Here is an 18,690-nt window from a genome sequence, read left to right as displayed (position 1 = left end):
TATCCATGGACAGCAGCAAAAACTGGCGTGAAGACCTTTACGTCATGATTTTCCAGAGCGACACCAAGGCGGGTCGGCGCTTCGACGGCATTCTGCTGTTGATCATCCTCGCCAGCCTGGTGATCGTGATGCTCGACAGCATCGACACCGTTCACCGTAACTACGCCGACGTGCTGGCGTATATCGAGTGGGGTTTCACCGTCATTTTCGCCATCGAATATGGCCTGCGCCTGTACTGTTCGCCCAAGCCCCTGCGCTACGCCTTCAGCTTTTACGGCCTGGTGGATCTGCTGGCGATCGTACCCGGCATCCTCGCGCTGTATTACGCCGATGCGCAGTACCTGTTGATTATCCGGATCATCCGGATGCTGCGGATTTTCCGCGTGCTCAAGTTGAGCCCTTACCTGAAGCAAGCCAACTACCTGATGTCCGCCCTGCGCGGCAGCAAGCAGAAAATCGTCGTGTTCCTGGTGAGTGTCTGCACCCTGGTGACGGTGTTCGGCACCTTGATGTACGTGATCGAAGGCCCGGAACACGGCTTCACCAGCATTCCCAAGGGCATCTATTGGGCGATCGTGACGCTGACCACCGTGGGCTTTGGCGACATCGTGCCGAAGACGCCTTTGGGCCAGGTGATTTCCTCGCTGGTGATGATCACCGGTTACTCGATCATCGCCGTGCCGACCGGTATTTTCACCGCCGAACTGGCCAATGCCATGCGTGGCGAACAGTTGCAAACTGACTGCCCGGTGTGCAAGAAAAACAGCCATGAACACGGCGCCGCGTTCTGCTCTCGCTGCGGCAATGCCTTGTTCAAGAAAACAGAATAAGCAAAGAGCTTTTTAATCTTTAAACGACTATGCGAGCCCGGCTATAGTCGCTGGCAAATTGCCTGTTTTTTATAAAAACATCTTCTCGAACAAGGAATTCGCAGTGAAAAAACTCTTTGGCGCCTCCCTTCTGGCCGCTGGCCTGGCACTGTCCAGCATGGCACACGCCGCACCGACCCTGCTCAACGTTTCCTACGACGTGATGCGCGATTTCTACAAGGACTACAACACTGCGTTCCAGAAACACTGGCAAGCCGAACACAACGAAAACATCACCCTGCAGATGTCCTTCGGTGGCTCCAGCAAACAGGCGCGTTCGGTCATCGATGGCCTGCCCGCTGACGTGATCACCATGAATATGGCCACCGACATCAACGCCCTGGCCGATAACGGCAAACTGGTCCCGGACAACTGGGTAACCCGCCTGCCGAACAACAGCGCGCCGTTCACCTCGGCCACCGTATTCATCGTCCGCAAAGGCAACCCGAAAGCCCTGAAGGACTGGCCCGACCTGCTCAAGGACGGCGTGCAGGTCATCGTGCCAAACCCGAAAACCTCGGGTAACGGCCGCTACACCTACCTGTCGGCCTGGGGCTATGTACTGAAAAACGGCGGCGACGAGAACAAGGCCAAGGACTTCGTCGGCAAGCTGTTCAAGCAAGCGCCGGTGCTCGATACCGGTGGCCGCGCCGCCACGACGACCTTCATGACCAACCAGATCGGCGACGTGCTGGTGACCTTCGAAAACGAAGCGGAAATGATCGCCCGTGAGTTTGGCCGCGATCAGTTCGAAGTGATTTACCCAAGCGTCTCCGCCGAAGCCGAGCCACCGGTGTCGGTGGTCGACAAGACCGTCGACAAGAAAGGCACCCGCGCCGCCGCCGAGGAATACCTGAAGTACCTGTGGTCGCCTGAAGGCCAGGAAATCGCTGCCGCCAACTACCTGCGTCCGCGTGACCCGGCCGTACTGGCCAAGTACACCGACCGCTTCCCGAAAGTGGACTTCCTGTCGGTGGAGAAAACCTTCGGTGACTGGCGCACCGTGCAGAAAACCCACTTCAATGATGGTGGGGTTTTCGACCAGATTTACGCCCAGTAACCACAATCGCCTGTAGGAGCTGCCGCAGGCTGCGATCTTTTGATCTTGAAAAATAAAATTCAAAAGATCGCAGCCTGCGGCAGCTCCTACAGGGGTGTGGCGCTAGCTCAGGTTGCCGCAGAAAATAGCCTGGTGACCATCGGCCGGGCTTTCACGCACGACCAGGGCATAACCGCCCGCTCGCAGCGTTTCCACGGCGACCGGTGCACTCTTCCAGAAATACTGGTGCGACGCCTGCGAATAGAACCGCGCATTCGGACCGTCGTTCATGGCATAGGCCGGTTTCGCACCCAGGCTCGCGCAGCTTCCCGAATAGATATAGGCCTCCAGACGGCCCGGCAAAGCACTTCCCATGCTTTCGCCACTGACCGCGAACCAGAACACCGTTGCTTTACCGTCGGACATCATGATGGGCCGGGCAATGTTCCCGGCATTGATGGAAGTAGCGTTCAGGGGAACGTTGGTGACCTGACTGTCAGGTACTGTCGAGCACCCGAAGATCGACCCAACCGCTACCACCAACGCTAGCGAAGATACGATTTTCATCGTGATACTCCCGCTTTGTAAGGACACGTTGAAGTGATCCCCCTGTAGATTCTAGCTGTCAGGGCAAAGCGGGTGTTTCTTCGGATGGTCGGTCAACCGCTGGCAATCATTACGCCATGGCATGATTACTATCAGTCCAAACTCTCTTCCACCGTTGCGGTCAAGCCTTTAGCCTGCGCGCATTCCCTTCTGTTCAACGAGACACGTTATGACCCCAGCGACTCAGGTGCCCCACGGCACCGCGACAATGACCCGAGGCATGGTGCTGCTGTTCGCCTTCTGCTGCGGTGCGATCGTCGCCAACATCTACTATGCGCAGCCAATCATTGGGCTGATCGCACCGGACATCGGCCTGACCAGCACCATGGCCAGCCTGATCGTGTCGCTGACCCAGATCGGCTATGCCCTGGGCCTGTTCTTCCTCGTACCCCTGGGTGACCTGCTGGAAAACCGCCGGCTGATGATCATCACCACCCTGGTGGCGATTGCCAGCCTGCTGGGCGCGGCGTTCACCGATCAGCCGAACGTGTTTTTGCTGATTTCGCTGCTGGTGGGTTTCAGCTCGGTGTCGGTGCAGATCCTGATTCCACTGGCCGCGCACCTCGCGCCGGAAGAATCTCGCGGCCGCGTGGTCGGCGGGATCATGGGTGGCTTGTTGCTGGGGATTTTGCTGGCGCGACCGGTGTCCAGCGTGGTGGCCGATCATTTCGGTTGGCGGGCAATGTTTGTCATTGCCGCGCTATTGATGGCCGCGATCAGCATCGTGCTGGCGCTGACCATCCCCAAGCGCCAGCCTGACCACAGCGCGTCCTATGGCCAGTTGCTGGGTTCGCTCTGGACGCTGCTGCGCCAACAACCGGTGTTGCGCCAACGGGCGTTTTACCAAGGCTGCATGTTCGCCACGTTCAGCCTGTTCTGGACCGCCGTGCCGCTGGAACTGGCGCGCAATCATGGCCTGTCGCAAAGCCAGATCGCGATTTTCGCCCTGGTCGGCGCTATCGGCGCCATTGCCGCGCCTATCGCCGGACGCCTGGCCGACGCCGGGCATACCCGCAGTGCGTCATTGCTGGCCCTGCTGTTTGCCAGCCTGAGCTTTCTGCCCGCCTTCATCCACCCGGCCTACAGCGTGATCGGCCTGGCAGTGACCGGCGTGGTCCTGGACTTCTGCGTGCAAATGAACATGGTCCTCGGTCAACGCGCGGTCTATGCCCTGGACGCCAAGAGCCGCAGCCGCCTGAATGCCTTGTACATGACCAGCATCTTCATCGGCGGCGCGTTTGGCTCATCTGTGGCCAGTGCGGTGTATGAGCACGGTGGCTGGTTGTGGATCGTGATCGTGGGCAGTGCGTTTCCCCTGGTGGCGTTGTTGCGGTTCCTCAGTGTTTCACAGAAGGCTTCGCTGGCGACGGCATAACGACTCATGCGCCAGGCGGGCAAGTCGGTTTGCCCGCCAAGGCGATGTAACTGTCAATTACGAACCAGCTTCTCCATCGCCGCATCCGCGAGGAACGACGAGCGGCTTTTGACATTGTGCTCGCGCACATAACGGTCAATGCGCTGGATCACATAGCCGGGCAACGTCACGTTGACCTTCTCGGTCTTGCCCAGGTATGGCGAGATGTCCAGCTCCAGCATGCCCCAGCCCATGTCGGCGAACTCGGGATTGCTGCGATGCAGCGTCGCCGAAGTCGGCATCGGAATCGATTCGCCATCCGCCGCCAGCTCTTGCAGCATGATGTGGGCAATTTCGACAGCGGCGTTGTAGGCCTCTTCAAAGCTATCCCCGGCGGTTACCGCACCTGGAATATCGGGGATCTGGATACCGATGGCGGAGTTCTCATCGCCCCATTCGATACAGATTGGATATTGCATTATGGATCTCCTGCGTAACTGGCTGGCGGGCACAACAGCCCGGCGCGCCTCCTGATGCTCTTGACCGTCCCAACCGGTAAATCCTTTTTCGGATGGGGGACGGGAATGGTGTACGGGTTGTAACGGTGGGTGAAGATGTGATGACTGCCAGTGACCCGGTCCAGGGTCCAACCCGCCTCCATCAACTCCTTGATCAATAGCCTGCTCTGCACCACCAGCCTCCTTGCTTCGGCTCGATAAAAATAACCCTAGAGTTATATTTACTCAAGCACAAAAAACCAAGGCACGACGTTTGGTTGTGTTGCGGAGTGTGATGACAGACGGATGGGTTCCCACCGGAAACTTGGGGGAATATGTGCAGGGGTTGTTACGCAGGGAGAGCTGAGGAGATCCAGGACCAGCTCAAAGGATCACAGGTTTTGCCAGCGCCTGCTTTGACCGGAGCGTGGTTGTCACGCATCCCGGTCAGGCGCATGCGCCGGGCTCGTCGAGGCAAGCCAATAGTCGCTCGACGGTGCGCTCCAGTGACCCGGAGTTGTCGAGCACGTGCACTGATGGATCATCGGCCAGCAGGCGCTCACTGAAACGGGCATTGCGCGCCAGGCGCTGGTCGATCTCGGCCATGGACTCACGACCCCGCGCCAGCAAGCGCTGGCGCAACACAGCCTCGTCCACAGTCAGCAACACCGCCACCACGTTCGGATAATGCTCGCGAGTATCGTGCAGGTGCCCCCGCGAGCCGTTCACCAGCACGTCCTGCCCGGCAGCCAGCCAGTCGTCGATTTCACGTGGAATGCCATAGGTCAGGCCATTGGCGTGCCAGCTCAGGGCAAACGCGCCCTGGGCCTCCATCTCTATGAACTGCTCCGGACTGACGCCCAACGCCGCTTCGCCAACGGCTTCCGCCGATCGCGTAATGACCCGCCGCACGATACGGCAGCCTCGCTCGGCCAAACGTGTTCGCGCGGCATCGAGCAGGCTGTCCTTGCCCGAGCCCGAAGGCCCGATGAGATAGATCAATCTACCTGACATCCAATCACCCTCTTCGCTTGTCGCCCTACTTGCTGGACCACCGGTTAGTTTTCTTGTCGCGATCAGAGAGCCCGGTGGCCATGAAGCACTCACGGTACCTGGATCCCTGCACGATCTGGCGCTGGCCCGGCGAGTGGTCCATCACCATTGACCGGGTGTGCCGCCAATAGTGTGGCCGGGCTTAATCCTTGAGCTGCCGCAGGCTGCGATCTTTTGACTTTGCTTGCAAGAACAGACTCAGCCCCACAAATAAGGCGACCCCGAAGGTCGCCTTTTGCGTTACTGCCCGAACTGCCGTCCCAAACCACCCGGCACGCCCTGGATGTCCGTCTCTTCCCACGGCCCGTTGGGGCTGATCGAGCGGCTCCAGCCGTTATCCCAACGGTAATAGGTGCGCTGGCGGTAGAACGTGTTCGGTTGACCGTCGAGCACGTACACACCCAGTTTCGGATCCCAATGACTGTTACCCCCCGGTGGCGGCGCAAAGCTCGCGGAGGTGCGCGGCAACGGCTTGGCCGGTTTGGCCGGCGTGGTCGGCTTGCTCGGCACCGTCGTCGGCGCCGGCTTGGTACTCGGCTGCGACGGCGGGATCGGTGGCGGGGTCGTCTGCTCGGGTGGCCGCTGGACCGCACAAGCGCTCAGCCCCAAAACAACGCTGAGCAGGGTGATACGAGCAATGGCGGTCATGGTGGCGTTTCCTGTTATTTATCCGGGCTTATTTATCCGGGCTGTCGATGGTCAGTTGTTGCGGCGCGGTGGTGCTGCTGGCCAGGGGCTGGCTGCGACCGATCCACTCGCCTGCCGTCGGTTGGCCGGCACGGGAGATGCGCGCAACCAGTTGGACTTCAGGGAAGTTCGACAGTTTCAACTGCGGCATCATTGCATCGCCATCGCCCAGTTCCACGGTGGCCGGCAGGTCAGCCACGGTCAGGCGCTTGGCCGCCAACGGCGCCGGTGGGCCCGAGGTGGCGCGGGCGAAGATGAACACGCTGTCGCCCGGCTGCACCTTGGTTTTCAAGTCGGGCGCCAGGTCCACCCGGACCTTGAGCAGCGCTGCCGGCTTGGCCGCTGGCGCCTCGGCCACTTTGCCACCGCTGGCCACCAGTTTCTCGCTGGCGCGGGCAATACCGCCCTGCAGCGCGACACGGGATTGATCCTCCGGCGGCAGTTGTTCCAGCAGGCGATTCCAGTAATCGATCGCTTCCTGGTAACGCTGGCCTTCGAAGGCGGCGATGCCCAGCAGGCCAAGGCTGGTGACTTCCTTCGGATCGGCTTTCAGCGCTTCGTCGGTCAGGGCCTGGACCTTGTCCGACCACTTTTTGCCATCGGCGAAGTACTGGGCCTGCGCCCATTGCCCAAGCAGTTCAGGCTGACGCCCGGCGAGATTGACGGTGCGCTCGAAGACCTTCGCCGCGTCACCCGGACGATCCTGGGTCATGTAGGTGCGACCGAGGAAGTACAGGGCTTCGGCGGAATCCGGCTGCGCCGCGACTGCGCGCTCCAGACGTTGGGTCATCTCTTCCATCGACTGCGGCGCCTGGGAGAATTCCCGGGTCAGCTCGACCTTGTCGCTGGCACCGAAATGCAGGTACAGGCCCAGGCCCAGCACCGGGACCAGAATCGCTGCCAGCAACGGCGCCGGTTTGCCCAGGCGCGACACCCGCGGCGCGGCAACGCCCTCGGTGTCGGCGAGCAATTCACGGGCGGCTTCGGCGCGGCCTGCGTCCATTTGCACGGCATCGAGAACGCCCTCCGCCTGCTGAACCTGCAGCTCAGCCACGCGCTCCTGATACAGCGCCACGTTCAGGGCAGTACGATCCTCTTCGAGCTGGGCGCGACGACTACGCAGAACGGGGATCAGCAGAAAACTCAGGGCCACCAGAAGGAGCAGACCTGCAGCGAGCCAGAAATCAATCATTCTTGGTTTTTATCCAACAGTTGGTCGAGGCGCTCGCGCTCCTCGGCAGAAAGCGAGCCCGGCGTCTCGGCGCGTTGCGCGCGACGACGGCGGACGATCACCGCGATGACCACGAAACCACCCAGCAACAGGCCGGCGGGACCGAACCAGAGCAGCGCGGTCTTGGCGTTCAGGGCCGGTTTGTAGCGGACGAAATCACCGTAGCGATCGACCATGAAGTCGATGATCTGCTGGTTGTCCTTGCCCTCGCCCAACATGCGGAAAATCTCTTTGCGCAGGTCGGCGGCGATCGGCGCATTGGAGTCGGCGATGTCCTGGTTCTGGCACTTGGGGCAACGCAGCTCCTTGGTCAATTCGCGAAAACGCTCGCGATCACCTTCCTTGGCGAACTCGTAGGTGTCGATGGCGGCGTGGGCTACGCCGGCCAGGCTCAAACCCAATACCACGGCGGCTAAAAAGCGTTTCATGGCTTGGCCTCATCAACAAGCGCCTGATACTTGGCCGCCAGTTTTTCGCGCCAGACCTGCTCGTCGATCACGCCGACGAACTTGTCGCGGATGATGCCCTTGGCGTCGATGAAGAAGGTTTCCGGGGCGCCGTACACACCGAGGTTCAGGCCCAGGGTGCCGGCATCGTCGCGGATGTCCAGTTGATACGGGTTGTGGAACTCCGTCAGCCACTTCAAGGCATCGGCGTTGACGTCCTTGTAGTTGATGCCGTAGATCACCACGCCCTTCTCGGCCAGTTTGTTCAACACCGGGTGCTCGACCCGGCAGGAAATGCACCAGGTGCCCCAGACGTTGACCAGTGCCGGCTTGCCGAGGATGTCGGCGCGGGTCAGGGTCTTGTCGCCCTGCACCGCTGGCAGGGAAAACTCCGGGAACGGTTTGCCGATCATCGCCGAGGGCAACTCGGCCGGGTCGAGGTACAGACCGCGATACAGGAAAACCGCCACCACCAGAAAAATCGCCAGTGGTAACAGCATCAACCAACGTCTCATGCAGTAGCTCCCGTCATGCCCAGCGCTTCACGCACACGGGCTTTCACCTTGACCCGATAACGCCGGTCCATCGCTGCCAGCAACCCGCCCAGCCCGGTGAGCAAGCCACCGAACCAGATCCAGCGCACGAACGGCTTGACGTGTACGCGCACCGCCCAGGCGCCATCCCCCAGGGGCTCGCCCAGGGCGACGTAGAGGTCACGGGTGAAACCGGCGTCGATCCCGGCTTCAGTCATCACCGAGTTCTGTACCGTGTAGAGGCGTTTTTCCGGGTGAAGCACGCTGACTTCCTTGCCGTCCCTGATCACCCGTACGGTGCCCTTGTCGGAGGTGAAGTTCGGGCCTTCGAAATGTTTGGCGCCTTCGAACACGAACTGGTAACCGCCCAGGGCCATGGATTCCCCCGGTGCCAGGCGCAGGTCGCGCTCGGCACTGTTCTGGCTCGACAACACCACGCCGAGGGCGCAGACGGCGATGCCCAGGTGGGCAACCTGCATGCCCCAGTAGCTGCGGGTCAGGGTCGGCAGGCCTTTGATCAGGCCTTTGTGGCGAGTCTTGTCGACAATGTCACGCGCACCGGCCAGCAACACCCAGGCCGCGAGCATGAAGGTGGCCAGCACCGCCCAGTTAAAATCGCCGTAGGCGACGCCCGCCACCACCGCCAGCGCGGCGCTGCCGAGCAGTACCGGGGTGAGCATGCCCAGCAGCCATTTCACCGGGGTGTCTTTCCAGCGCACGATCACGCCGACCGCCATCACCAGCATCAACAAGGCCATCAACGGAATGAACAGCGCGTTGAAGTACGGCGGGCCGACCGACAGCTTGGCACCGGTCATGGCATCCAGGATCAACGGATACAAGGTGCCCAGCAGTATCATCGAAGCCGCCACCACCAGCACCAGGTTGTTGCCCAGCAACAGGGTTTCCCGGGACCAGAGGTTGAAGCCGACCTGGCTCTTGACCACCGGTGCACGCAAGGCGAACAGCGTCAGCGAACCGCCGACCACGAACAGCAGGAAGATCAGGATGAACACGCCGCGCTCGGGGTCCGAGGCAAAGGCATGCACCGAGGTCAGCACGCCGGAACGCACGAGGAAGGTGCCCAGCAGGCTCAAGGAAAAGGCGGCAATGGCCAGCAACACGGTCCAGCTCTTGAACACGCCACGTTTTTCCGTGACCGCCAACGAGTGAATCAGCGCGGTGCCCACCAGCCATGGCATGAACGAGGCGTTTTCCACCGGGTCCCAGAACCACCAGCCGCCCCAGCCGAGTTCGTAGTAGGCCCACCACGAGCCCAGGGTGATGCCGATGCCGAGGAAGGCCCAGGCGACGATGGTCCATGGACGCGACCAACGCGCCCACGCGGCATCCAGACGACCGCCCATCAACGCGGCGATGGCGAAGGCGAACGCCACCGAGAAACCGACGTAACCCATGTACAGCATCGGTGGGTGGACGATCAGGCCGATATCCTGCAGCAACGGATTGAGGTCGGCGCCATCGCTGGGGATTTGCGGCAGGATGCGCTTGAACGGGTTCGAAGTGAGGATCAGGAACAACAGGAAACCCGTGCTGATCATGCCCATCACCGCCAGCACCCGCGCCAGCATCACCTGCGGCAACTGCCGGGAGAACACCGACACGGCAAACGTCCAGGCGCCAAGGATCAACGCCCAGAGCAGTAACGAACCTTCGTGCGCGCCCCACACGGCGCTGAACTTGTAGTACCAGGGCAAGGCGCTGTTGGAGTTGCTGGCGACATAGGCGACGGAGAAATCGTCGGCCATGAACGCGTAGGTCAGGCAACCGAAGGCGAACAGCAGGAACGCGAACTGGCCCCATGCGGCCGGTTGGGCCAGGCTCATCCACAGGCGATCACCGCGCCAGGCACCGACCAATGGCACCACGGCCTGGACCAGGGCGAAACACAGCGCCAGAATCATGGCCAGGTGGCCCAACTCCGGGATAAAGATTCCAGATGTCATCAGTTAGCCCTCTTTCGCGGGAGTGGGTGCCGACTGGCCGCTGTCTTTCAGGGCCTTGGTCACTTCCGGCGGCATGTACTTTTCATCGTGCTTGGCCAGCACTTCATCGGCCACCACCACGCCGTCGGCATTGAGCTTGCCCAAGGCGACGATGCCCTGCCCTTCACGGAACAGGTCGGGGAGGATGCCGCGATAAGCGATGGTCACGGATTTGTTGAAGTCGGTGACGACGAACTTCACGTCCAGCGAGTCGCCGGAGCGCTGCAGGGAACCCGCCTCGACCATGCCGCCGGCGCGGATGCGCGTATCCTGCGGGGCTTCGCCATTGGCGATCTGGGTCGGTGTATAAAACAGGTTGATGTTCTGCTGCAGGGCGCTCAGGGCCAGGCCCACCGCGGCGCCGACCCCGACCAGGATCGCCAGAATAATGATGAGACGCTTTTTACGCAGCGGATTCACTTGCCGTTCTCCCGGCGCAGACGACGCGCCTCTTGTTGCAGATACCGCTTGCGGGCCAGGATCGGCGCCGCCACGTTGAGGGCCAGCACCGCCAGGCAGATGCCGTAGGCCGACCATACATACAGGCCGTGATGGCCCATGGCGAGGAAATCGCCGAATGAAGCAAAACTCATCGAGCGACCTCCAGGCTGTTTTCCACTTCGGCCTTGACCCAGCTGGCCCGGGCTTCGCGCTTGAGCACTTCAAGGCGCATGCGCAGCAGTAACACCGCACCGAAGAAACAGTAGAAACCCAGCGCCGTCAGCAGCAAGGGCAGCCACATCTCGGCGGGCATCGCCGGTTTTTCCGTGAGGGTAAAGGTTGCGCCCTGGTGCAGGGTGTTCCACCACTCCACCGAGTACTTGATGATCGGGATATTGATCACGCCGACAATCGCCAGCACCGCGCAAGCCTTGGCCGCGCTGTCACGATTGCTGATGGCGTTGCCCAGCGCAATAAGACCGAAGTACAGGAAAAGCAGGATCAGCATGGACGTAAGGCGTGCATCCCAGACCCACCACGAGCCCCAGGTCGGCTTGCCCCAGATCGCCCCGGTGACCAGCGCCACGGCGGTCATCCAGGCTCCGATGGGCGCTGCGCTTTGCAGGGCGACGTCGGCCAGTTTCATTTTCCACACCAGCCCGACGATGCCGCACACCGCCAGCATCACGTAGATGGACTGGGCCAACATGGCGGCCGGGACGTGGATATAGATGATGCGAAAGCTGTTGCCCTGCTGGTAGTCCGGCGGCGCGAAGGCCAGGCCCCAGACCACGCCAATGCCGATCAGCAGCAACGCCGCGACGCTCAGCCATGGCAGCATTTTGCCGCTGATGCCGTAAAACCATTTGGGCGAGCCGAGCTTGTGAAACCACGTCCAGTTCATACTTTGTTTCCGTCACGGTTGCTCTTTACTGTGAAGAGCCAGGGCCTGCCTTTCTTCAAAAGAAGTGATCAAAAAATGATCAGGCCTCATTATTATTCGCCGACGCTGATCTTCAGGCCAGCAGCTATTGCAAAAGGTGTCAGGGTTATCGCCAGGGCGGTCAGGCTACCAAGCCACAAGAGATAACCGGTCGCCGGCATGCCCTGCAAGGCCGCCTGCAAGGCGCCACTGCCAAGGATCAACACCGGGATGTACAACGGCAGGATCAGCAACGCCAACAACAGGCCACCGCGCTTCAAACCGACCGTCAAGGCCGCGCCCACCGCACCGAGCAGGCTCAGCACCGGTGTACCCAGCAATAAGGAAAGCAGCAACACCGGCAGACAGGCGGCAGGCAAACCGAGCATCAACGCCAGCAAGGGCGCGAGCAAAACCAGTGCCAGGCCGGAAAACGCCCAGTGTGCCAGTACCTTGGCCAAAACCAGAAGAGCCAGGGGGTGCGGCGAAAGGACCCACTGTTCCAGCGATCCGTCTTCGAAATCACTGCGGAAGAGCCCGTCCAGCGAGAGCAGGACCGATAAAAGGGCCGCCACCCAGACCAGTCCCGGAGACAAGGTTTGCAACAATTGAGACTCGGGACCGACCGCCAGCGGGAACAGCGAAACGACGATGGCAAAGAACACCAGCGGATTGGCCAGCTCGGCGGGACGGCGGAACAGCAGACGGGCCTCACGGGCGACCAACAGGCCGAAAACACTCATACGGCCCAGTTCCCCAGATCAATATCGCGATAGCTCGCCGGCATCCGGCTCAGCGTGTGGTGAGTGGTCAGCACCACCGTGCCGCCGCGCTCGCAGTGCGCAGCCAGGTGTTCTTCGAGTTGCGCCACGCCTTGCTTGTCGAGGGCGGTGAACGGCTCATCGAGGATCCACAGCGGCGGGCTGTCCAGATAGAGCCGCGCCAGGGCCACTCGGCGCTGTTGACCGGCGGACAGGGTGTGGCAAGGCACGTCCTCGAAACCCCGCAGTCCGACAGCCGCCAGGGCCTGCCAGATCGCCTCATGGGACGCCGGTTGATGCAGGGCGCAAAGCCAGCTCAGGTTCTCTTGCGGGGTCAGCAAGTCCTTGATGCCGGCGGCATGACCGATCCACAACAGATTGCGTGCAAGCTCGGTGCGTTGCTCGCTCAGCGGTTGACCGTTGAGCAGCACTTGACCGGCAGTCGGGTGCATCAGGCCGGACAACAGGCGCAACAGGCTGGTCTTGCCACTGCCGTTGGGGCCACTGATCTGTACCATTTCGCCACTGGCCATTCTCAAATCGAGATTTTCGAAGAGCAGCCGAAGGTCTCGCTCACAGGCAAGGGCAACGGTTTGCAGGACTGGACTGGTCAAGGGTTCACGGGCCTTATACGGTTCAAGTCGGCGCTGGCGCAGCCGTTAAAGAGATGCAGAATAAAGGTATTGGCGCCCCGAACGAGAGAGCTGCGTCAATTAACTGCGAAATTTAGCGCAATCTGTATACAACGGAGCGGCATTATACATGCCATTTCCTACTCTCAAGCGTGCAATTTCCCAAGGTTGTGACCGCGTATGACAGGCGAAATGAACATCCTCCCGCTACCGCAGGCCGCCCCGGCGACCGCACGCCCGCAGGCGGTCAACGGCGAACTGCTCAAGCTGTTGACGCCGATGGAGGGCCTGATCAGCGCCGGCCAGACCGCCAAGGCCGAAGTGCTGTCGCTCAAGCAGGCGGACCAGGCGTTTCAATTGCTGCTCAAGCTCACCCTCGAAAGCGGCCGGCAGACCACGCTTCAGGCCCTCAGCAACCAACCCTTGGCCCAAGGCACCAGCGTCGCAGTCACCCAACCTTCGGCGGGCAACCTGGCGGTCACCGTACAGCAAGCTCTCGCCGCCAGCGTCGCCACCCTCACCCGCCTCGACACGGCGCAAATGCCGGTCGGCACCTTGGTGCAGGGTAAGGTGCTGACTTCTCAGGTGCTGCCACAAGTGCCGGGGCAACCCGCGGTGTTTCGCTCGATGGTCAGTCTGCTCAACACCGCGCTGAGCGGCAGCACGCTGAGCATCGACAGCGCGCAGCCGTTGCGCATCGGTACCTTGCTCAGCGCCCAGGTGCAAGACGCCCAGACCTTGAAGTTCGTGCCCTTGAGCAGCCGCCAGGAACAATTGGCCGTGACCCAGCAACTGCTCAGCCAGCAAAGCCGCCAGGGCTCGCTGGACGGCTTGCTCAAACTGCTGCAAAACCTGCCGGCTTCGGACCAGACCTCCGGCGACCTGCGCGCGGCCGTGGACCGATTGCTTGCGGGCCTGCCCGACCTGCAGCAATTGAGCAGCGCCAAAGGCCTGGCCCAGGCGCTGGCCAGCAGCGGCGCATTCCTCGAAGCAAAACTGCTGGGCGGGCAGAACCTGGCGCCGGACATGAAAGGCGACCTGCTCAAACTGATCGGCCAATTGTCCTCCGCGCTTCCAGCCGGCACCCACCTCAGCGCGATCATCGCTGGCAACACCCTGGCCCAGGCCATGCCGAGTTTTGTACGCAATGCCTTGGGCATGCTCGGCCAAGTCAACGCAAAGCCGTCGCCGAGCGGGTTTCCGCTGCCTGAACGGCTATTGCAAGGCGCCGAAGGCGAAGACGATCTGGAACACCTGCTGCGCCTGGCCGCCGCAGCGGTTTCCCGCCTGCAAAGTCACCAGCTGTCCAGCCTGGAGCAAACCGGCGTCACCTCGGACGGGCGCTTGATGGTTACCTGGCAATTGGAGATCCCGATGCGCAACCTGCAGGACATCGTGCCGTTGCAGGTCAAGTTCCAACGCGAGGAGGCCCACGAAAGAGAACAACCCAAGGAACGCCCCGAAGAACGCGCGCCCAAACAACAACTCTGGCGCATCGAACTGGCGTTCGACATGGAGCCGCTCGGCCCGTTGCAGGTACAGGCACAGCTGATCCAGGGCAGCCTCAGCAGCCAGTTGTGGGCCGAACGCGCCTACACCGCCAGCCTGATCGAAAGCAACCTGGCGGCCCTGCGCCAACGCATGCTGGCGGCAGGCCTGAACGTCGGCGATCTCGACTGCCACCTCGGCAAACCGCCCCAAGGTCCACAAACCCGCCTCGAACAACGCTGGGTCGACGAAAACGCATGAAAAACCCCAACGCCCCACGCCAGGCCATCGCCCTCAAATACGACGGCACCCACGCCCCGACCCTCACCGCCAAGGGCGACGAAGAACTGGCCGAAGAAATCCTGCGCATCGCCCGCGACTGTGAAGTGCCGATCTATGAGAACTCCGAACTGGTGAGCCTGCTGGCGCGGATGGAGTTGGGGGACAGTATTCCGCAGGAGCTTTATCTGACGATTGCCGAGATTATTGCGTTTTCGTGGAATTTGAAGGGGAAGTTTCCGGAGGGGCAGGATCTGGATGCAGTGAGAGTGGAACGCGATATATCTGAGCGGGGAGATGATTATTGAAATGCTGACTGCCCTCACTTGGAGAGGCAGCCGGCACAACGATTTATGGTAATACCTGAATCAGGCATTGTTCCCACGGTCTTCCAGTCGAATATCACCCGCGGTTTCTTTACCGTCATTCCACCTGACTAGAACAAAAGAAATACGCATACCTACAAGGGGTAACAAATGTTCCATGCCCTTGAAGTCACTTCCGCGAAGGTCGTATAGATTATTATCAAGTGCGGATCGGACCGTTCCTTTCGCCGCTGGCGTTATGACTGGCCAACCTGGATGCTCCAATTCAAAAGACGCAATTATTCCGGTATGACGATTTTGCTGCTGTTCCATGCGACAACTCCTTGAAATCGAAATTTCACACATTAGTGATCACGCTTGCCAAGCAGGATCGAATTCAAATTAGAGTTTTCGACACAACGACACAACTGTTAAAAGTACCAGGATTCACGTTTCAAGAGCGCTGTTTTAAGCCCGAACTAACAAGCTGACATAGCTATTGAAGTATTTTGGCCTTTCAAAAAATCATATATTACGGTGATCTTTAGATTGTCTTCGCTGGCAAGCCAGCTCCTACAGGGGGATGCGTTTACCTAAACTCCCGATAAAAACGAAAAGATCGCAGCCTTCGGCAGCTCCTACAGGTGAATGTAAGCCCCTGTAGGAGCTGCCGAAGGCTGCGATCTTTTGCTTGAGGCTTGCCGCTAGAAGCTGCTAGCTGCTCTTGTGCAACTTGCTCATCAACTCCGCCTCGGCCTTGGTCAGGCCGCAGGACTGGGTCAGTTCGTCGACGCTGGCGCCCATCCCGACCAGTTTCGCCGCCTGTTCAAACGACAGGCTCGCCGGATCGCGCTGTTCCAGACGGGCCAGTCTGTCCGGCAAGGGCGCGACGAGCGCGCGAAGTTCATGCAGGTCTTCGCCCATGCTCACGTTGCCGTTCTGGTAATTATCGACGCGCCGGCCCAGGTCCTTGATGCGCTGGTCACGCTGCGCATCGCCCTGGGCCTGTTGTGCCGCGATCAGCTTCTGACCGCGCACGTAAGACAGAAACATTGCCAGCGTGCCTGCCCATAACAGGAACAGGACAATGACCGCTACCTCGAGGATCAATCAGATATTCTCCAGATCCGACCATTCTTCTTCGCTCATCATCTTGTCCAGTTCGACCAGGATCAGCAGTTCGTTGTTCTTGTTGCACACGCCTTGAATGAACTTGGCGGACTCTTCGTTACCGACGTTCGGTGCCGTCTCGATTTCCGACTGACGCAGGTAAACCACTTCGGCCACGCTGTCGACCATGATCCCGACCACTTGCTTGTCGGCTTCGATGATAACGATGCGGGTGTTGTCGCTGATTTCGGCGTTCATCAGGCCGAAGCGCTGGCGGGTGTCGATCACGGTGACCACGTTGCCGCGCAGGTTGATGATGCCCAGCACGTAGCTCGGGGCACCCGGTACGGGGGCTATTTCGGTGTAGCGCAGGACTTCCTGGACGCGCATCACGTTGATGCCGTAGGTTTCATTGTCCAGCTTGAAGGTTACCCATTGCAGGATCGGATCTTCGGAACCCTTTGCCGCCGTTGCCTTGTCATTCATACCCTGATCCCCTCAAGAAACCGCCCTGGCGGTGTTGTTCTGTTATGTAGTTTTGTGGGTCGGCTTGCTGCCGCCCATGTGCCTGGCCCCACCGCTGGCGATCAACTCGGCCAGTTCGGATACATCGAGCAAGGCACACATGTGCTCTATCACCGTGCCCGCCAGCCATGGCCGTTGGCCACGGTGGCTGCGCCATTTGATTTCGTTCGGGTCCAGGCGCAACGAGCGACTGACCTGATGCACCGCCAGCCCCCACTCGTAGCCCTGGACGGAGATCACGTATTGCAAGCCCTGCTTGAAGTCCTCGCGGTAGCGATCGGGCATGACCCAACGGGCCGTGTCCAGGACCTTGAGGTTGCCTGCCTGGCTCGGCAGGATGCCGAGGAACCAGTCCGGCTGTCCGAACAACGACGTCAGCTCATGACCGGCCAGTGGATAGATCGAACCCAGGCACACCAGCGGCACCGCCAGGGTCAGCCCGGCGACATCGAACAACAGGCATTCGAAGGGTTCGGCCGCCCAGGCCGGACGACCGTCGGTTTCTGCCGGTGGCGGCGTGCTGGCAGGTGGCAGATGCACTTCGACGACTGGAGGCACCAGGGCTTGATGCACTTCGACGGGCGGCGGTACCAGGGCTTGCAGCAAGGGCGCGATGGTCGATACCGGCGTCAGGACCGGTGGCGACGCTTCGATCACGGCCACAGCGGGCTTCGCCACAGCTACCACAGGCGCAACGTCCGGGGCGGCGCCCTTCGGTGCATCCCGGGCCTGCTCTTCGAGCACTGCGGCCTGGAATTCGTCGAGCGCAGACTCGGCTTCGACGACTTCCGGCGCTGCTTCGATTTCCGCCGAGAGTTCCTCGGTGACTTCTTGCAGCAGGCTGTCCAGATACGACTGCAGTGCCAGTTGTGGACGTGAGGTGATCTTTACCGGCCGATTCACTGACACACCCTCATTGTAGGAGCGAGCTTGCTCGCGAAGAACCCGAGAGCGACGCGGGGTGCCAGGTTTCGAGCGTTATCGTTGACGACCATCGCGAGCAAGCTTGCTCCTACAGGAGCAAGAGCGACGCGTGGTGACCGGTTTCCAGCGTTATCGTTGACGACCGTCGCGAGCAAGCTTGCTCCTACAGGGATCGGGCTCATTCTTATGCCACCTGCGCAACGAGTTGCGCCGCCAGCAGGTGCTTGAGCAATGCGCGGTAGGCGACGACGCCACGGCTTTTGCCGTCGAATTGGGAAGGCGTCAGACCCGCCCGGCTGGCATCGCGCAGGCGCGTGTCGACCGGGATGTAGCCTTGCCAGATCTCTTGCGGAAACTTGTCGCGCACCACCCGCAGTGTACTGAGGGACGCCTGGGTGCGGCGGTCGAACAGGGTGGGCACGATGGTGAACGGCAAGGCCTGCTTGCGCGAACGATTGATCATCGCCAGGGTGTTGACCATGCGCTCCAGGCCTTTGACCGCCAGGTGTTCGGTCTGCACCGGGATCACCAGTTGCTGGCTCGCTGCCAACGCATTGACCATCAGCACCCCGAGCAACGGCGGGCTGTCGATCACGGCGTAATCGAAGTCCTGCCACAACTGCGCCAGGCTCTTGGCGATCACCAGGCCCAGGCCACTCTGGCCCGGCGACTGGCGTTCGAGGGTGGCCAACGCGGTGCTCGAGGGCAACAGGGAAATGGATTCGTGACTGGTGGGCAGCAACAACTGGCCCGGCAGGCCCTGGGGCACGCTGCCTTTATGCAGGAACAGGTCGTAGTTGCTGTGTTCCAGGCTGTCGGGGTCGTAACCGAAATAGCTGGTCATGGAGCCATGGGGGTCGAGATCGACCACGACCACGCGCTTGCCCGCCTCGGCCAGCAACCCGGCTAAAGCGATGGAGGAAGTGGTTTTACCGACACCACCCTTTTGATTGGCGACTGCCCAGACTCTCATTCGATTGTT

The 18,690-nt window shown here is 60.9% G+C and carries 24 protein-coding genes; 5 read left to right on the top strand and 19 right to left on the bottom strand.

What is annotated here, in order from left to right; all coding sequences use genetic code 11:
• Positions 1 to 5 precede the first annotated feature (5 nt).
• Complete coding sequence (locus tag ACM6I6_RS11660; RefSeq protein WP_323609091.1) at positions 6 to 830, top strand: ion transporter; 825 nt, start codon at positions 6 to 8, stop codon at positions 828 to 830.
• Positions 831 to 933: 103 nt separating this feature from the next.
• Positions 934 to 1,929 (top strand): sulfate ABC transporter substrate-binding protein, encoded by a 996-nt coding sequence (locus ACM6I6_RS11655; protein WP_323627678.1) that lies wholly within the window; start codon positions 934 to 936, stop codon positions 1,927 to 1,929.
• A 102-nt stretch (positions 1,930 to 2,031) separates the two neighbouring features.
• Here ACM6I6_RS11655 and ACM6I6_RS11650 read toward each other — a convergent pair whose 3' ends face one another.
• Entirely contained in the window at positions 2,032 to 2,475 is a 444-nt protein-coding gene (locus ACM6I6_RS11650; protein ID WP_274074881.1) for a hypothetical protein, read from the bottom strand.
• 208 nt (positions 2,476 to 2,683) lie between these two features.
• Between ACM6I6_RS11650 and ACM6I6_RS11645 the strand changes: the two genes are divergently transcribed.
• The gene (locus ACM6I6_RS11645; RefSeq protein ID WP_274074880.1) at positions 2,684 to 3,889 is read left to right on the top strand and encodes an MFS transporter; all 1,206 of its coding nucleotides are present in this window, start codon (positions 2,684 to 2,686) and stop codon (positions 3,887 to 3,889) included.
• Positions 3,890 to 3,942: 53 nt separating this feature from the next.
• Here ACM6I6_RS11645 and ACM6I6_RS11640 read toward each other — a convergent pair whose 3' ends face one another.
• The 13 genes from ACM6I6_RS11640 to ccmA form a co-directional block, all read right to left on the bottom strand.
• A complete protein-coding gene (locus ACM6I6_RS11640) occupies positions 3,943 to 4,347 on the bottom strand; it encodes a type II toxin-antitoxin system HicB family antitoxin (RefSeq protein ID WP_414919914.1) in 405 nt (134 codons plus the stop codon).
• The gene (locus tag ACM6I6_RS11635; protein WP_414919913.1) at positions 4,347 to 4,559 is read right to left on the bottom strand and encodes a type II toxin-antitoxin system HicA family toxin; all 213 of its coding nucleotides are present in this window, start codon (positions 4,557 to 4,559) and stop codon (positions 4,347 to 4,349) included. The genes ACM6I6_RS11640 and ACM6I6_RS11635 overlap by 1 nt, the downstream gene beginning before the upstream one ends.
• Positions 4,560 to 4,812: 253 nt before the next feature.
• The gene (gene phnN, locus ACM6I6_RS11630) at positions 4,813 to 5,379 is read right to left on the bottom strand and encodes a phosphonate metabolism protein/1,5-bisphosphokinase (PRPP-forming) PhnN (protein WP_414919912.1); all 567 of its coding nucleotides are present in this window, start codon (positions 5,377 to 5,379) and stop codon (positions 4,813 to 4,815) included.
• 279 nt (positions 5,380 to 5,658) lie between these two features.
• Positions 5,659 to 6,066, bottom strand: coding sequence for a hypothetical protein (locus tag ACM6I6_RS11625; RefSeq protein ID WP_323609085.1), 408 nt, complete (start codon positions 6,064 to 6,066; stop codon positions 5,659 to 5,661).
• Positions 6,067 to 6,094: 28 nt separating this feature from the next.
• The gene (ccmI, locus tag ACM6I6_RS11620) at positions 6,095 to 7,297 is read right to left on the bottom strand and encodes a c-type cytochrome biogenesis protein CcmI (protein ID WP_414919911.1); all 1,203 of its coding nucleotides are present in this window, start codon (positions 7,295 to 7,297) and stop codon (positions 6,095 to 6,097) included.
• A complete protein-coding gene (locus ACM6I6_RS11615; RefSeq protein WP_274074876.1) occupies positions 7,294 to 7,764 on the bottom strand; it encodes a cytochrome c-type biogenesis protein in 471 nt (156 codons plus the stop codon). The genes ccmI and ACM6I6_RS11615 overlap by 4 nt, the downstream gene beginning before the upstream one ends.
• Complete coding sequence (locus tag ACM6I6_RS11610; RefSeq protein ID WP_274074875.1) at positions 7,761 to 8,297, bottom strand: DsbE family thiol:disulfide interchange protein; 537 nt, start codon at positions 8,295 to 8,297, stop codon at positions 7,761 to 7,763. Before ACM6I6_RS11610 ends, ACM6I6_RS11615 begins: the two co-directional genes overlap by 4 nt.
• Positions 8,294 to 10,282 carry a heme lyase CcmF/NrfE family subunit gene (locus ACM6I6_RS11605; protein ID WP_274074874.1) on the bottom strand — a complete coding sequence of 663 codons (1,989 nt, stop codon included), beginning with the start codon at positions 10,280 to 10,282 and terminating at the stop codon, positions 8,294 to 8,296. Before ACM6I6_RS11605 ends, ACM6I6_RS11610 begins: the two co-directional genes overlap by 4 nt.
• Before the next feature lie 3 nt (positions 10,283 to 10,285).
• Positions 10,286 to 10,741 (bottom strand): cytochrome c maturation protein CcmE, encoded by a 456-nt coding sequence (gene ccmE, locus ACM6I6_RS11600; protein ID WP_056852992.1) that lies wholly within the window; start codon positions 10,739 to 10,741, stop codon positions 10,286 to 10,288.
• Complete coding sequence (gene ccmD / locus ACM6I6_RS11595; protein ID WP_008055370.1) at positions 10,738 to 10,914, bottom strand: heme exporter protein CcmD; 177 nt, start codon at positions 10,912 to 10,914, stop codon at positions 10,738 to 10,740. Before ccmD ends, ccmE begins: the two co-directional genes overlap by 4 nt.
• Positions 10,911 to 11,666 carry a heme ABC transporter permease gene (locus tag ACM6I6_RS11590; RefSeq protein ID WP_274074872.1) on the bottom strand — a complete coding sequence of 252 codons (756 nt, stop codon included), beginning with the start codon at positions 11,664 to 11,666 and terminating at the stop codon, positions 10,911 to 10,913. The genes ccmD and ACM6I6_RS11590 overlap by 4 nt, the downstream gene beginning before the upstream one ends.
• Positions 11,667 to 11,758: 92 nt before the next feature.
• Entirely contained in the window at positions 11,759 to 12,427 is a 669-nt protein-coding gene (gene ccmB / locus ACM6I6_RS11585; RefSeq protein WP_007980754.1) for a heme exporter protein CcmB, read from the bottom strand.
• Positions 12,424 to 13,059, bottom strand: coding sequence for a cytochrome c biogenesis heme-transporting ATPase CcmA (ccmA, locus tag ACM6I6_RS11580; protein WP_414919910.1), 636 nt, complete (start codon positions 13,057 to 13,059; stop codon positions 12,424 to 12,426). Before ccmA ends, ccmB begins: the two co-directional genes overlap by 4 nt.
• A gap of 198 nt (positions 13,060 to 13,257) precedes the next feature.
• Between ccmA and ACM6I6_RS11575 the strand changes: the two genes are divergently transcribed.
• Both ACM6I6_RS11575 and ACM6I6_RS11570 read left to right on the top strand, forming a co-directional pair.
• Positions 13,258 to 14,826 (top strand): flagellar hook-length control protein FliK, encoded by a 1,569-nt coding sequence (locus ACM6I6_RS11575; RefSeq protein WP_414919909.1) that lies wholly within the window; start codon positions 13,258 to 13,260, stop codon positions 14,824 to 14,826.
• Complete coding sequence (locus tag ACM6I6_RS11570; RefSeq protein ID WP_414919908.1) at positions 14,823 to 15,152, top strand: EscU/YscU/HrcU family type III secretion system export apparatus switch protein; 330 nt, start codon at positions 14,823 to 14,825, stop codon at positions 15,150 to 15,152. Before ACM6I6_RS11575 ends, ACM6I6_RS11570 begins: the two co-directional genes overlap by 4 nt.
• A gap of 60 nt (positions 15,153 to 15,212) precedes the next feature.
• Here ACM6I6_RS11570 and ACM6I6_RS11565 read toward each other — a convergent pair whose 3' ends face one another.
• The 5 genes from ACM6I6_RS11565 to ACM6I6_RS11545 all read right to left on the bottom strand — a co-directional run bounded on the left by ACM6I6_RS11565 (position 15,213) and on the right by ACM6I6_RS11545 (position 18,681).
• On the bottom strand, positions 15,213 to 15,482 hold the full coding sequence (locus ACM6I6_RS11565) for a hypothetical protein (RefSeq protein ID WP_414919907.1): 270 nt from the start codon (positions 15,480 to 15,482) through the stop codon (positions 15,213 to 15,215).
• 381 nt (positions 15,483 to 15,863) lie between these two features.
• Positions 15,864 to 16,259, bottom strand: a complete 396-nt coding sequence (locus ACM6I6_RS11560) for a DUF2802 domain-containing protein (protein ID WP_274074867.1) — start codon at positions 16,257 to 16,259, stop codon at positions 15,864 to 15,866.
• Positions 16,260 to 16,745, bottom strand: coding sequence for a chemotaxis protein CheW (locus tag ACM6I6_RS11555; protein WP_007946765.1), 486 nt, complete (start codon positions 16,743 to 16,745; stop codon positions 16,260 to 16,262). It lies immediately after the preceding gene.
• Between the two features lie 42 nt (positions 16,746 to 16,787).
• Positions 16,788 to 17,687 carry a CheW domain-containing protein gene (locus tag ACM6I6_RS11550; RefSeq protein ID WP_414919906.1) on the bottom strand — a complete coding sequence of 300 codons (900 nt, stop codon included), beginning with the start codon at positions 17,685 to 17,687 and terminating at the stop codon, positions 16,788 to 16,790.
• Positions 17,688 to 17,892: 205 nt separating this feature from the next.
• Positions 17,893 to 18,681: a ParA family protein gene (locus tag ACM6I6_RS11545; protein WP_274074865.1), complete on the bottom strand. Its 789-nt coding sequence runs from the start codon at positions 18,679 to 18,681 to the stop codon at positions 17,893 to 17,895.
• Positions 18,682 to 18,690 lie beyond the last annotated feature (9 nt).

It is taken from the genome of Pseudomonas sp. IT-P218 (assembly GCF_949767605.1).
Taxonomy (GTDB): Bacteria; Pseudomonadota; Gammaproteobacteria; order Pseudomonadales; family Pseudomonadaceae; genus Aquipseudomonas; species Aquipseudomonas putida_AE.
This window is presented reverse-complemented; position numbering and strand designations above follow the sequence as displayed.